Origin of the sequence: Actinomadura hibisca NBRC 15177, from assembly GCF_001552635.1 — a bacterium.
GTDB lineage: Bacteria > Actinomycetota > Actinomycetes > Streptosporangiales > Streptosporangiaceae > Spirillospora > Spirillospora hibisca.
Map to the genome: position 1 here is coordinate 1 of NZ_BCRO01000002.1, position 12,568 is coordinate 12,568.

The 12,568-nt window shown below is 75.8% G+C and carries 13 protein-coding genes; 10 read left to right on the plus strand and 3 right to left on the minus strand.

Annotation, left to right across the window (positions count from 1 at the left end; all coding sequences use genetic code 11):
* Positions 1-57 precede the first annotated feature (57 nt).
* Positions 58-669, plus strand: a complete 612-nt coding sequence (locus AH6_RS01215) for an alpha/beta hydrolase family protein (RefSeq protein WP_067472029.1) — start codon at positions 58-60, stop codon at positions 667-669.
* Positions 670-789: 120 nt separating this feature from the next.
* On the opposite strand, the gene AH6_RS01220 is transcribed toward AH6_RS01215, so the two are convergent.
* Complete coding sequence (locus AH6_RS01220) at positions 790-993, minus strand: DUF5999 family protein (RefSeq protein WP_067472031.1); 204 nt, start codon at positions 991-993, stop codon at positions 790-792.
* Positions 994-1,353: 360 nt separating this feature from the next.
* Between AH6_RS01220 and AH6_RS01225 the strand changes: the two genes are divergently transcribed.
* The 3 genes from AH6_RS01225 to AH6_RS01235 are packed head-to-tail and all read left to right on the plus strand — an operon-like array spanning position 1,354 to position 4,033.
* Positions 1,354-2,088, plus strand: coding sequence for a (Fe-S)-binding protein (locus AH6_RS01225; protein ID WP_067472034.1), 735 nt, complete (start codon positions 1,354-1,356; stop codon positions 2,086-2,088).
* Positions 2,085-3,344, plus strand: a complete 1,260-nt coding sequence (locus AH6_RS01230) for an LUD domain-containing protein (protein ID WP_067472037.1) — start codon at positions 2,085-2,087, stop codon at positions 3,342-3,344. Before AH6_RS01225 ends, AH6_RS01230 begins: the two co-directional genes overlap by 4 nt.
* 29 nt (positions 3,345-3,373) lie before the next feature.
* Positions 3,374-4,033: a LutC/YkgG family protein gene (locus tag AH6_RS01235; RefSeq protein WP_245679112.1), complete on the plus strand. Its 660-nt coding sequence runs from the start codon at positions 3,374-3,376 to the stop codon at positions 4,031-4,033.
* Positions 4,034-4,120: 87 nt separating this feature from the next.
* Here the strand turns inward: AH6_RS01235 and AH6_RS01240 are convergent, their stop codons facing one another.
* The gene (locus AH6_RS01240) at positions 4,121-4,720 is read right to left on the minus strand and encodes a TetR/AcrR family transcriptional regulator (RefSeq protein WP_067472039.1); all 600 of its coding nucleotides are present in this window, start codon (positions 4,718-4,720) and stop codon (positions 4,121-4,123) included.
* A gap of 120 nt (positions 4,721-4,840) precedes the next feature.
* Between AH6_RS01240 and AH6_RS01245 the strand changes: the two genes are divergently transcribed.
* The 4 genes from AH6_RS01245 (at position 4,841) to AH6_RS01260 (ending at position 8,154) form a co-directional block, all read left to right on the plus strand.
* Positions 4,841-5,305, plus strand: coding sequence for a plectin (locus AH6_RS01245; protein WP_067472042.1), 465 nt, complete (start codon positions 4,841-4,843; stop codon positions 5,303-5,305).
* A gap of 240 nt (positions 5,306-5,545) precedes the next feature.
* Positions 5,546-6,208, plus strand: a complete 663-nt coding sequence (locus AH6_RS01250) for a maleylpyruvate isomerase N-terminal domain-containing protein (protein WP_067472044.1) — start codon at positions 5,546-5,548, stop codon at positions 6,206-6,208.
* A gap of 170 nt (positions 6,209-6,378) precedes the next feature.
* Positions 6,379-7,764 (plus strand): MFS transporter, encoded by a 1,386-nt coding sequence (locus AH6_RS01255; RefSeq protein WP_067472046.1) that lies wholly within the window; start codon positions 6,379-6,381, stop codon positions 7,762-7,764.
* A 141-nt stretch (positions 7,765-7,905) separates the two neighbouring features.
* Positions 7,906-8,154, plus strand: coding sequence for a metallothionein (locus AH6_RS01260; RefSeq protein WP_067472049.1), 249 nt, complete (start codon positions 7,906-7,908; stop codon positions 8,152-8,154).
* A 36-nt stretch (positions 8,155-8,190) separates the two neighbouring features.
* On the opposite strand, the gene AH6_RS01265 is transcribed toward AH6_RS01260, so the two are convergent.
* Positions 8,191-8,673, minus strand: coding sequence for an NUDIX domain-containing protein (locus AH6_RS01265; RefSeq protein ID WP_067472052.1), 483 nt, complete (start codon positions 8,671-8,673; stop codon positions 8,191-8,193).
* Positions 8,674-8,964: 291 nt separating this feature from the next.
* On the opposite strand from AH6_RS01265, the gene AH6_RS01270 reads away from it, so the two are divergent.
* Both AH6_RS01270 and AH6_RS01275 read left to right on the plus strand, forming a co-directional pair.
* A complete protein-coding gene (locus tag AH6_RS01270) occupies positions 8,965-11,082 on the plus strand; it encodes a molybdopterin oxidoreductase family protein (protein ID WP_067472055.1) in 2,118 nt (705 codons plus the stop codon).
* Positions 11,079-12,521 carry an FAD-dependent oxidoreductase gene (locus AH6_RS01275; RefSeq protein ID WP_067472058.1) on the plus strand — a complete coding sequence of 481 codons (1,443 nt, stop codon included), beginning with the start codon at positions 11,079-11,081 and terminating at the stop codon, positions 12,519-12,521. Before AH6_RS01270 ends, AH6_RS01275 begins: the two co-directional genes overlap by 4 nt.
* Positions 12,522-12,568 lie beyond the last annotated feature (47 nt).

Consider the following 12,568-nt stretch of genomic DNA (forward strand, 5'->3'; position numbering starts at 1 on the left):
CCAGTTAGGCATTCGCGTGACGGCTGAGGTTCTCGGCGGCTTCGCTACGGTTGCGGCATGGAGATCGAGACCGCGCACGGCCTGGCTGAAGTGGCCCTGGACGGGCCTGTCGACCCGGCGTTTCTGCTCGTGTTGACGCACGGGTCCAATGGCGGGGTGGAGGCCCCTGACCTGCTGGCGGTTCGGGACGTCGCGCTGGGGCTCGGCGGCGCGGTCGCGCGGGTGCTGCAGCCGTTCCGCCGGGCGGGGCGGCGCGCGCCGGGGTCGGCGGTCAAGCAGGACGAGGCGTGGCTGGAGATCGTGGCGGCGCTGCGGGCCCGCTTCGGTGACGTCCCGCTGGTGCAGGGCGGCCGCAGCAACGGGGCCCGGGTGGCCTGCCGGACGGCCCGCGCGGCGAAGGCGGCGGGCGTGATCGCGCTGGCGTTCCCGCTGCACCCGCCCGGCAAGCCGGAGAAGTCGCGGGTGGGGGAGTTGCGGGAGGCGGGCGTGGAGGTGCTGGTCGTCAACGGCGACCGCGACCCGTTCGGCGTGCCGGACCCGGCCGACGCCGCCGAGGTGGTCGTGCTGCCGGGCGAGCGGCACGAGCTGGCCAAGGACCCGGCGGCGGCGGGCGCGGCGGCCGCGCCGTGGTTGCGCCGCTGGGCGCCCGGACCTGGGAGGCGGGAGTGAGGAAGGTGGGAGTGCGGTGTCTTCCGGGCCCGGGTCGGGCCCAGAAGAGCGGGCAGGTGAAGGTGCCCCCGAGAAAGATCACCCGTTCGGACTAGTCCCCCGTGGTGTGCGGAGAACGCGTCAGGCGGCCGGGACGACCAGGAGGTCGGTCGGCCGGTGCGGTGCGACGATCTTTCCGCCGGGCAGCAGCTCACCGGTGTCCTCGAACAGCACCACGCCGTTGCACAGCAGGCTCCACCCCTGCTCGGGGTGGCTCGCCACGGTGCGGGCGGCGTCGCGGTCCGGTCCGTCGGGCGTGGGACAGGCGGGCTGGTGACGGCACATCGGCGTGCCTCCGGTCTCGACTACTGGTGGTGGGTGTTGTCTCTATGACGCATTCCAGTGTGGAACGGTTCGCTTCGTCGCGGCCATAGCCCGTTGGGACGGTTGTCCCTTGGTACCGGGGTACCGGTGGGCTGTGACCCGTCTCACCCTGGAGTGCTGTGCCCAGCGTGCCCTGTCCCGCATAACGGACCAAGAACGACACGCCGACTGATCATCAAACATTCCCTGGGATTTCCGGGCGACCTGTGGCGCGCGTCCCCCATCGGCCATCCGCGTTGTCGTCTTCCCCCTCGCCACGGCCCCTCCGCGGCCTAGCATGACCGCCGGGGGAAGGCACATGGCGAGGAGGGGGCGTCCACCATGCGCGTCGCGCTGTTCGTCGCGTGCTTCAACGACGCGTTGTTCCCGGGCACCGGCCGGGCGGTGACGCGGCTGCTGGAGCGCCTCGGCCACCAGGTGGTGTTCCCGGCCGGGCAGTCGTGCTGCGGCCAGGTGCACTGGACCAGCGGCTACCAGCGCGAGGCCGCCGACCTCGCGCGCGGCTTCGCGGCCGTGTTCGGCGGGGACGACGCCCCGGTGGTGGTGACGCCGTCGGCCTCGTGCGCGGCCACCGTCCGCCGCGACTATCCGCGCATCGCCCGCGCCGCAGGGGACGCGGGCCTGGCCCGCGACGCCGAGGGCCTGCGGGTCCACGAGCTGTCCGAGTTCCTGGTGGACGTGCTGGGCGTCACCGACGTGGGCGCGCGCTTCCCGCACCGCGTCACCTACCACCCCACCTGCCACGCGCTGCGGGCGCTGGAGGTGGGCGACCGGCCCCGGCGGCTGCTGCGCGCGGTGCGCGACCTGGAGCTGGTGGAGCTGCCCGAGGCGGGGGAGTGTTGCGGGTTCGGCGGCGCGTTCGCCATGAAGAACGCCGACGTGTCGGTCGCGATGGTCGCCGACAAGGTCCGGCACGTGCGCGCTACCGCCGCCGACGTGGTGTGCGCGGTGGACAACTCCTGCCTCGCCCATATCGGCGGCGCGCTCACGCGTCTGCGCGCCGGGGTGCGGACGATGCACCTGGCCGAGATCCTCGCCGAGACGGAGACGGTGTGACCCCTTCAGCGACCCCCTCCTCCCCGCGGCCGAGGTTCGCCGACGCGGCCCGCGAGGCCCTCGCCGACCCCGCCTCGCGCGGGGAGCTGCGCGGCTCGGTGGCCGCCGTCCGGGCGCGGCGCGCGGCGGCGGTGGCCGAACTGCCCGACTGGGGCGAACTGCGCGCGGCCGGAAGCGCCGTCCGGGAGCGCACGCTGCTCAACCTCGACGCGCTGCTGGAGGACCTGGAACGCGCCGTCATCGAGGCGGGCGGCATCGTGCACTGGGCCGCCGACGCCGCCGAGGCCCGCCGGATCGTCCGGGGCCTGGTGGGCGCGGGCGAGGTCGTCCGCGCCGACGCGCCCGTGCTGCGCGAGATCGGCCTGACCGCCACGCCCCTGCCCGACCGGCTCCCGGCCGCCCGCGCCGGGGTGTGCGGGATCGACTTCATGGTGGCCGAGACCGGCACGATGGTGCTGCTGGAGGAGACCGGCGCCGGACGCGCGTGCCTGGCGCTGCCCGGCCCGCTGGTCGCGGTCGCCGGGATCGAGCAGGTGGTGCCCACCTGGCGCGACCTGGAGGTGTTCCTGCACCTGCTGCCGCGCTCGGCGGGCGGTCCGGGCGGCGCGGGACGGTTCAGCCCGGCGGTGTCCACCTGGACCGGGTCCGCCCCCGGCGACGGGCCCGGCGAGTTCCACCTCGTCCTGCTGGACAACGGCCGCACCGGCACGCTCGCCGACGAGGTCGGCCGCGCCGCGCTGCGCTGCATCGGCTGCGCCGCGTGCGTGCACGTGTGCCCCGTCTACGAGCGCGTCGGCGGCGCGCCCTACGGGCCGGTGCGCGCCGGACCGATCGGCGCGATCCTCACCCCGCAGCTGCGCGGGGTGGGCAGCGCGGCGAACGCCTCGCTGCCGTTCGCGTCCACGCTGTGCGGGGCGTGCGCGGAGGTGTGCCCGGTCGGCATCGACATCCCCGAGATCCTGGTGCACCTGCGCGGCCGGGTCGTGGAGTCGCGCCGCCACCGCCCGGTGCCGACGCCGGAGCTGGCGATGATGCGGACCGTCGCGTGGACGTTGTCCGACCGCCGCCGCTACGAGACCGCGCTGCGGCGCGGCACCCGGTGGGCGCGGCTGCTGGCGCGCGGCGGGCGCGTCCGGCGGCTGCCGGGCGTGCTGGGGCTGCTGGGACGCTGGACCGACGCCCGCGACCTGCCCGTGCCGCCGCCGCGCCCCTTCCGCGCCTGGTGGGCGGACCGTCCCGGGGGAGGGGCGCGATGAGCCCGGAGAGGCCGAAGAGGCCGGACAGGGTGAGGCCGGACCGGACGGCGGACGCGGCCCTGGGGCCGGACGCGCGCGAGGAGGTGCTGCGGCGGGTGCGCGCCGCGCTCGGCCCGGCGCGCGGCACGCCGGTCGAGGTGCCGCGCGGTTACCGGCGGCGGCTGGCCCCCGACCAGGCGCCCGGCCGCGCCGACGTGGTCGCGCTGTTCATCGAGCGCGTCGCCGGGCACCGCGTCCCGGTCCGGCACGTGGTCGCCGACGAGCTGCCCACCGCGATCGCCGCCGCGCTGTGGGGGCGCGAGGCCAAGCGCATCGCCGTCCCCGCCGACCTGCCGTTCGGGTGGCTGGCCGAGCTGGACGGGGTGCGCGCGGTGCCCGACACGGCGGCCGGCGTGGGCGCCGCCGGGTTCGACGCGCTCGCGGTGGACGGCGTGGTCACCGGCTGCGCCGCCGCCGTCGCGCAGACCGGCACGCTGGTGCTGGACGGCGGGCGCGGCCAGGGCCGCCGCGCCCTGGCCCTGGTGCCCGGCCACCACGTGTGCGTGGTGCACGCCGACCAGATCGTGGGCACGCTCGCCGAGGCCGTGGCGCGCCTGGACCCGGCCCGGCCGCTCACCTGGATCACCGGGCCGACCGCACCCGGCGGCCCCGGGGCCCGCGCCCTGGAGGTCCTGGTCGTCGACGACTGAGGGCCGGACGGACGACCGGAGAGCCGCCGGGCCGCCGCTGGGGAGCCATCAGGGAGCCGCCGGGCCGCCGACGGGGCGGCCGGGGGCTCAGCCGGGGTTGACGGCGTTCAGCACCAGGTCCAGGCCCGCGCTGAACCGCGTGTTCCAGTCCACCGGGCCCTCGGTGGCGCGCAGCGCCGCCGCGCCCTCGGCGGTGCCGCGCACCTCCAGCGCCGCGTGCCCGAGCACGAACGCCAGCAGCGCGTGCGCGGCGGCCGCGGCGGGCACCTCGGGCAGGCCGCCCTGCCGCAGGATCTCCCGCAGCGAGGCGGTGGTCTCCGCCAGCGCGGCCGGGTTGCGGCCGGTGACCAGCAGCGGCAGCACCCCGGCGTGCTCCAGCAGCCGGGCCCGGTAGTCGTGCGCCCACCGGCGCAGCGCGTCGCGCCAGCCCGCCGCGCGCTCCAGCGCGCCCGGCAGGTCGGCCGGGGCCGCGCCGACGTGCGCGACCAGGCCGTCCAGGAGCTGCTCCTTGCCCCGGGGGAGGTGGTGGTAGATCGCCATGGCCTCGACCTCCAGGGCGTCGCCGAGCCGCCGCATGGTCAGCCGGCCGAGGCCTTGGCCGTCGATGATGTGCAGGGCCGCCTCGATGATCCGCTCGGTGGAGAGCGGGGGCCGGTTCTGCGCGTTGATCTGGGGTTGCCGCACCATGAGACCTCACCTTACTGCGTAAAGGCGGAAACTTTGGTGTCCCCCGTCACAACACGCCGGTGCCGAGCGTACGCTTGGCGCGGACCACCGTGAAGATCGGCTTTATCGAGGAGTACCGCCATGCCGCTGGGCCGCCGGATGAGCAAGGACGTCGCCGACCTGTACGAGGCCGACCGGCGGCTGGCCGGGGCCTACCGCGACCGGCTCGACGAGGCCACCGCCGCCGAGCGCGCGCTGCGCGCCGCGCAGGCCGCCGACCGTTCCGAGGCCGAGGTGCGCGAGCTGACGGTCGCCTTCGACGTGGCGCTGACCGCCGCCATCGAGGCGGCCGAGGCCGCCGAGCGCGCCGAGATCGGCCCCAAGGGCTACGCCGCGCCCGGCGCGGACGCCAAGACCCGCCGCGCCGCCGAGATCGCGACCCGGCAGCGTAAGGCCAAGCCCGCCGTGCGGCCGTGGACCGGCGAGGTCGACCGGCTGCGCACCGCCCGCGAGGCGCACCGGTTGAGCTACCGGACCGTTCCGGCCGTGGCAGGTTCGGTGGCGGGATCGGAGAGCCGCGCGGTGACGGGGTCGGTGGCGAGCTGACCGCCGGCGGCCGTAGCGCCGCCCACCGCGCTTCCACCGGGCCGCCCGCCCGTTCCCGGCCGCCCCACTCGGGGCGGCCGACACAGGACCGGCGAGTGGCACCGGAGGTCGATGTTTGAGATTCTGCCCTCTCGGGGGATCGCCGGGCGTCCCGTACCGGCGTCGGCCGCTGGCTCAGGGGGAGCGCGGCCGGCCGGGGCGCGTCCCGGCGCAGGGCCGTACCAGCGGGGGGTTGGACACGTGGAGCGCACGCCGCCGGATCGGCTTCGCGTCCTGGAGTCGTACCAGGACGGGGTGCGGGCGATCCGCGGGCTGGCGGCGCGGGTGGAGGACTGGGCGGCGCCGACCCCCTGCGACGACTGGCAGGTGATCGACCTCGCCGGGCACCTGCGCTGCGTGGCCGAGAACTACCTGGAGTACCTCCAGGACGCGCCCGACAGCAGGCTGGCCAAGCTGTTCGCCCAGGACGCCGCCACGGCCGTGCTGATCCGCCAGCAGGCCCGGCAGAACGCCGCCGAGCTGGCGGTGCTGCCCGCCGAGCACGGGCTGGGCCGCGTCATGGCGTTCACGGTGTCGGCGGGGGCCTACGCCGACCTGGTGCCCGACCTGTGGGACCGCACCCACCTGATCTACCGGGGCACCAAGCACACCGTCGGCGACCACGCGGGCGCGGCCTGCGTGGAGTGGCACCTGCACGCCTGGGACCTGGCGCGCGCGATCGGCGAGGACTACCGGCCGGCCGATCCGGGGCTGCTGGTGTCGGCGTGGCACTGGGGCGTGCCGCACCTGCCGCTGGCCCGGGGCGACGCGTGGGAGGCGGTGCTGCGCTCGTCGGGCCGGTCGCCGCGCTGGCCCGCCGTCCCGGCCGGGCTGTCCGCGCGCCGGGTCCGCCGCTCCGGCTGACCGGCGTCCCGTCGCCTTCCGCCGGGCCGGTCTCACACGGCCGCGTTTCGGTTGTGCGCAGGATGTAGCAGCGCGGGCACACCGCGCACCCCCGCGCGTAACGGGCCCTTCCTAGTTTTCCGGGTGCGACGCGCCCCGTCCGGGCGCCCCTCGACACCTGGAGGAAGGGCATGACGGCGCTGACCGACCACCCCGCACCGGCGAGAGCGTCCCGGGGCGGCCGCTGGATCGACCACTGGGAGCCCGACGACGAGCGGTTCTGGGCGGCGACCGGGCGGCGGGTGGCCGCCCGCAACCTGGCGTTCTCCATCCTCACCGAGCACCTGGGCTTCTCGGTGTGGTTGTTGTGGAGCATCGCGGTGCTGAGCCTGCCGGGCGCGGGCATCACGCTGACGGTGGGGGAGACGTTGTGGTTGACGACGGTCCCGAACCTGGTGGGGGCCGCGATGCGCATCCCCTACACGTTCGCGCCCGCGCGGTTCGGCGGCCGCAACTTCACCGTGGTCAGCGCGTTGCTGCTGCTGGTGCCGTGCGGCGCGTTCGTGTACGCGATCGAGAACCCCGGCATCCCGTTCTGGGCGCTGCTGCTGATCGCGGCGACGACCGGGCTCGGCGGCGGGAACTTCGCCTCCTCGATGGCCAACATCACCCACTTCTACCCGGCCGCGCGGCAGGGCCTGCCGCTGGGGCTGAACGCGGCGGGCGGCAACCTGGGCACCAGCGTGACGCAGCTGGCGATGCCGCCGCTGATCGTGGCGTTCGGGCTGGTGGCGGTCGGGTGGGTGTGGATGCCGCTGATCCTGGCGGCGGCCGTGTGCGCCTACCTGTTCATGAACAACCTGACCCGGGCGACCTCGGCGTACACGGTGCGGGAGATGGCGGCCGCCGCCCGCGACCGGCAGACGGTGGTCATGTCGGTGCTGTACATCGGCACCTTCGGGTCGTTCATCGGCTACTCGTTCAGCTTCGGCGTGCTGATCAAGAACCAGTTCCCGGACGTGAAGGGCGCGCACTACATCTGGCTGGGCGCGTTCGCGGGGTCGCTGGCGCGGCCGCTGGGCGGGTGGCTGGCCGACCGGTTCGGCGGGGCCCGCGTGACGGTGGTGACGTTCCTCCTGATGGGGCTCGGGGTGGTCGCGGTCGCCGGCGCGGTGGGGGCGGGGAGCTGGCCGCTGTTCCTGGCGGCGTTCCTGCTGGTGTTCGTCGCCACCGGGCTCGGCAACGGCTCGACGTACAAGATGATCCCCGCGGCGTTCCGGGCGAGGGAGTTGGCCAGGGCCGACGCTTCCGACCCGCTGGCGGTGGAGGAGGCGGTGGCGCGGGCCCGGCGCGCGGCGGCGGCCGCGATCGGCATCATCTCGGCGGTCGGCGCGGCGGGCGGCGTGCTGGTGCAGCAGGCGTTCCGGATCTCGATCGAGCAGTCCGGCGGCATCGGCCCGGCGCTGCTGACGCTGGCGGCCTTCTACGGGGTGTGCGTGGCGCTCACCTGGGCCTGCTACCTGCGGCGGGCGCGGACGGGGGAGGCACGCGCGAGCCTGGCCGAGGCCGGGGTGTGACCCGCTCCGGGGCGCCGGTCGCCGCCGTCAGGGGCGGCGGCGACCGGCGTTCCGCCGCGTCACGGGGTGCAGAGTCGCAGGGGTACCGGGCGGCGCGGCCGGGTAGACAGTGATCGCGATGCTTCGGGGGAAGGGGAGAGCATGGCGACCTGTGAGGTCTGCGGCAACGACTACGCGTTGTCCTTCGAGGTGCACGCGCAGGGCAGCGTCCACACCTTCGACTCGTTCGAGTGCGCGATCACGAGGATGGCGCCGATCTGCGAGCACTGCGAGTGCCGGATCCTCGGGCACGGGGTCGAGGTGGACCGGCACTGGTACTGCTCGGCCCACTGCGCCCGGGTCGCCGATCCGGACCGGGGCCGGGCGGCCCGCGACAGCGTGCCCGCCTGACCCGGCCGGCTGACCCGGCGGCCGGCCGGCGGCGGGTCAGCCGAAGGCGGGCGCCAGGCCGTCCTCCAGGTAGACGGCCCGGCGCTCGGCCAGGCCGCGCAGGCACGGCTCCATGCGCCGCGCGACGTGCGGCGGGGCGAGCTCGGGGACCTTCTCGGGCGCGACCAGCACGTGGTCGGACAGCTCGTCGGGCGGCAGCGTGATCGCGTCGATCTCGGCGCCGGCGATGGCGCCGGCGAACACGAACATGTTGGCGGCGTCCACCACGCCGTCGCGCGCCGGCATCCAGTCCACGCACACCAGGCCGTCCAGGCGGGGCGTCAGGCCGAGCTCCTCCTGGCACTCGCGCACGCACGCGGCCAGCGGGGACTCGCCCGCCTCGATGACCCCGCCGGGCAGGAACCAGCCCTCCTTGTAGGTGGGCTTGACCAGCAGCACCCGGCCCAGCTCGTCCAGCAGCAGGGCCGCGGCGGCGCCGCGGGTGCGCGGCAGCGAAGCGTAGTAAGCAGCGTCGGGCATGTACCGAGATTAGGCCGGATCACCACGCGTTCACGCGCGTGTGAGGGAGGGGACGGCCGCATCCGGCAGCCGGATGATCGCCGGGCCGCGAATCCGTTCGGGAACCGGTGCGGCGGCTCCGATGAGAGCTTGACACTGTTTCACAACGCTTGACACGTGATCGTCAGTTTTCGGCGGCCGGAAGCCGCGCGCGTCACCTGACCTTGGCGAACGGCGCCGCGTGAGCGGCTTTTAACATCGGGGTCACACGCGGGACGCCGCCGCGAAATCGGCGCTGCGGAGTCTCGGGGCATGACCGAGACCCCGACGCACTGCCCGTACTGCGCGTTGCAGTGCGGCATGACGCTGGACGCCGGGACACCGGCCGCCGGGCCGCCGCGGGTCGCGCCGCGCCAGGACGTGCCCGCCAACCGCGGCGGCCTGTGCCAGAAGGGCTGGACCGCCGCCGACCTGCTGACCGTCCCCGACCGCCTGACGCGGCCGCTGATGCGCGCCCGCCGGGGCGCGCCGCTGGAGCCGTGCACCTGGGACGCGGCGCTGGAGCGCGTCGCGGCCGGGGTGGACCGGCTGCGCGCCGCGCACGGCCCCGACGCGGTGGCGGTGTTCGGCGGCGGCGGGCTGACCAACGAGAAGGCCTACCAGCTCGGCAAGTTCGCGCGGATCGCGCTGGGCACCTCGCAGATCGACTACAACGGCCGGTTCTGCATGTCGTCGGCCGCCGCGGCGTCCGGGCGCGCGTTCGGGATGGACCGGGGGCTGCCCGGCCCGATCACCGACCTGGGCCGCGCCGACGCGATCCTGCTGGCGGGCGGCAACGTCGCCGAGACCATGCCGCCGTTCGTGCGGCACCTGACCGACATGCGCGAGCGCGGCGGCGCGCTGGTGGTGGTGGACCCGCGCCGCACCGTCACCGCCCGCCTGGCCGACCTGCACCTCCAGCCCACGCCCGGTACCGACCTGGCGCTGGCCAACGGGATGGTGCACCTGGCGCTGATGGACGGGCTGGTGGACGCCGACTACCTCGCCGCGCGCACCACCGGGTTCGAGGCCGTGCGGACGGTGGTGAACGGGTACTGGCCCGAACGCGTCGAGCGCATCACCGGCGTGCCCGTCCCGCACATGCGCGAGGCGGTGCGGCTGCTGGCACGCGGCGAACGCTCCTACATCCTGACGGCGCGCGGGGCCGAGCAGCACGCGTCGGGCACCGACACCGTCTCCGCGCTGATCAACCTGGCGCTCGCGCTGGGCCTGCCGGGCCGCGAGGGCTCGGGCTACGGGTGCCTGACCGGGCAGGGCAACGGGCAGGGCGGCCGCGAGCACGGCCAGAAGGCCGACCAGCTGCCCGGCTACCGCCGCATCGACGACCCGGCCGCCCGCGCGCACGTCGCCGGGGTGTGGGGCGTGGCCCCTGAGTCCCTGCCGGGGCCGGGCCGGTCGGCCTACGAGCTGCTGTCGGCGCTGGGCACCGAGGACGGGCCGAAGGCGATGTTGCTGTTCGGGTCCAACCCCGTGGTGTCGGCCCCGCGCGCCGCGGCGGTGGAGGAGCGGCTGGCCGCCCTCGACCTGCTGGTGGTGGCCGATTTCGTGCCGTCGGAGACCGCGCTGCTGGCCGACGTCGTGCTGCCCACCGCGCAGTGGGCCGAGGAGTCGGGCACCATGACCAACCTGGAGGGCCGGGTGCTGCGCCGCCGCCGGGCCGTCGAACCGCCGCCGCAGGTGCGCACCGACCTGGAGATCCTGGCGGCGCTCGCCGACCGGCTGGACGCCCCCGGCAAGTGGAGCTGCGAGCCGGCCGAGGTGTTCGACGAGCTGCGCGCCGCGAGCGCGGGCGGCCTCGCCGACTACTCCGGCATCACCTACGAGCGGATCGAGGCCGAGGGCGGGGTGTTCTGGCCGTGCCCGGGGGAGGGGCACCCCGGCACGCCGCGCCCGTTCCTGGACCGGTTCGCCACCCCCGACGGACGCGCCCGGTTCGTCCCGGTCGAGCACCGGGGCGCGGCCGAGCCGACCGACGCCGACTACCCCGTGCACCTGACGACCGGGCGCGTGCTGGCGCAGTACCAGAGCGGCGCGCAGACCCGCCGGGTCGCCGCGCTCACCGAGGCCGCGCCCGCGCCGTTCGTGGAGCTGCACCCCGACCTGGCCGAGCGGCTGGACATCGCCGACGGCGCGCAGGTCCGCGTCACCAGCAGGCGCGGCAGCGTCGAGGTGGCCGCGCGGCTGACCGACGCCGTCCGCGACGACACCGTCTTCATCCCCTTCCACTGGGCCGGGCGCGGCCGGGCGAACCTGCTCACCAACCCCGCGCTCGACCCCACCTCGCGCATGCCGGAGTTCAAGGTGTGCGCGGTACGCCTCGAACCCGTGCGTCTGGAACCGGCCCCCACCCCCATCGGAGCGAACTCATGAGCATCGTCGTCGTCGGCAACGGCATGGCCGGGTCGCGGCTGGTCAGCGAGATCCGGTCCCGCGACCGCCAGGTGCCGGTGACGGTGTTCGGCGCGGAGGCCCGCCGGCCCTACAACCGCATCCTGCTGTCCAACGTGCTGGCCGGGGTCGCCGCGCCCGACCAGATCGGCCTGGTGGACCCCGCCTGGTACGAGCGCAACGGCGTGGACGTGCGGCCCGGCGTGGAGGTCGTGGCGATCGACCGCGCCGCCCGCCTCGTCCACGCCTCCGACTGCACGACCACGCCGTACGGGACGCTGGTGCTGGCCACCGGCAGCACCGCGTTCGTCCCGCCCATCCCCGGCACCGAGGACGGCCTGCCGCGCGGCGCGGTGGCGTTCCGCACCCTGGACGACTGCCGCGCCATCCTGGAGGCCGCCGAGGGCGCGCGCCGCGCGGTGGTGGTCGGCGGCGGCCTGCTGGGCATCGAGGCCGCGCGGGGCCTGGCCGGGCGCGGCCTGGAGGCCACGGTGGTGCACCTGGCCGGCCACCTCATGGAACGTCAGCTCGACCCCGGCGCGGGCCGGGTCCTGGCGCGGACGCTCGGCCGCCTCGGCATCCGCGCCAGCCTGGACGCCAACGTCACGGCCCTGCACGCGGCCGGCGGCGCGGTGACCGGGGTCGGGCTGGCCACCGGGCAGGTGCTGCCCGCCGAGGTCGTGGTGCTGGCCTGCGGCGTCAAGGCCGAGACGACGCTGGCGCGGTCGGCGGGCCTGGCGGTGGACCGGGGGATCGTGGTCGACCAGACGTTGCGGTCGGTCACCGACCCGCACGTGCGCGCGATCGGGGAGTGCTCCCAGCACGACGGCACCGTCTACGGCCTGGTCGCGCCCGCCTGGGAGCAGGCGGCGGTGCTGGCCGACCTGCTCACCGGCGCCGACGAGCGCGCCCGCTTCACCGGCGCGCGGCAGATCACCCGCCTCAAGGCCGCCAGCGTGGACCTGGTGGCGATGGGGGAGACCCACCACGGCGACGACGACCCCGACGTGGAGGTGCTGAGCTTCGCCGACGCCAGCCGCGGCACCTACAAGAAGGTCACGATCCGCGAGGGCCGGGTGGTCGGCGCGATCCTGCTGGGCGAGACCAGCACCGCCGGCACCCTGACCCAGCTCTACGACCGCGCCGCGCCGCCGCCGTCGGACCGGCTCAGCCTGTTCTTCCCGGGCGTGGGCGGCGCGCCGCCCGCCGACTCGCCGGTGCGGATGCCGGACGCGGCGACGGTGTGCCACTGCAACAACGTGTCCAAGGGGCAGATCCGGGCGTGCTGGGAGAAGGGCGCCCGCACCGCCGACGAGGTCGCCGCCGGGACGCGCGCGAGCACCGGCTGCGGCGGCTGCCGCGACGCGCTGGAGGGCATCGTGTCGTGGCTGGACGAGCAGGACTCCGTCTCCGCCGTCTGACCCTGCTTTCCCCACGGCCCCTGACTCCCGGACGTCAACCGGGAGTC

What these genes read in the sequence shown, in the direction of transcription:
- AH6_RS01215 (WP_067472029.1), top strand. Translation starts at nt 58, where the DNA reads ATGGAGATCGAGACCGCGCACGGCCTGGCTGAAGTGGCCCTGGACGGG.
- AH6_RS01245 (WP_067472042.1), top strand. Translation starts at nt 4,841, where the DNA reads ATGCCGCTGGGCCGCCGGATGAGCAAGGACGTCGCCGACCTGTACGAG.
- AH6_RS01275 (WP_067472058.1), top strand. Translation starts at nt 11,079, where the DNA reads ATGAGCATCGTCGTCGTCGGCAACGGCATGGCCGGGTCGCGGCTGGTC.
- AH6_RS01265 (WP_067472052.1), bottom strand. Translation starts at nt 8,673, where the DNA reads ATGCCCGACGCTGCTTACTACGCTTCGCTGCCGCGCACCCGCGGCGCC.
- AH6_RS01220 (WP_067472031.1), bottom strand. Translation starts at nt 993, where the DNA reads ATGTGCCGTCACCAGCCCGCCTGTCCCACGCCCGACGGACCGGACCGC.
- AH6_RS01260 (WP_067472049.1), top strand. Translation starts at nt 7,906, where the DNA reads ATGGCGACCTGTGAGGTCTGCGGCAACGACTACGCGTTGTCCTTCGAG.
- AH6_RS01225 (WP_067472034.1), top strand. Translation starts at nt 1,354, where the DNA reads ATGCGCGTCGCGCTGTTCGTCGCGTGCTTCAACGACGCGTTGTTCCCG.
- AH6_RS01240 (WP_067472039.1), bottom strand. Translation starts at nt 4,720, where the DNA reads ATGGTGCGGCAACCCCAGATCAACGCGCAGAACCGGCCCCCGCTCTCC.
- AH6_RS01270 (WP_067472055.1), top strand. Translation starts at nt 8,965, where the DNA reads ATGACCGAGACCCCGACGCACTGCCCGTACTGCGCGTTGCAGTGCGGC.
- AH6_RS01255 (WP_067472046.1), top strand. Translation starts at nt 6,379, where the DNA reads ATGACGGCGCTGACCGACCACCCCGCACCGGCGAGAGCGTCCCGGGGC.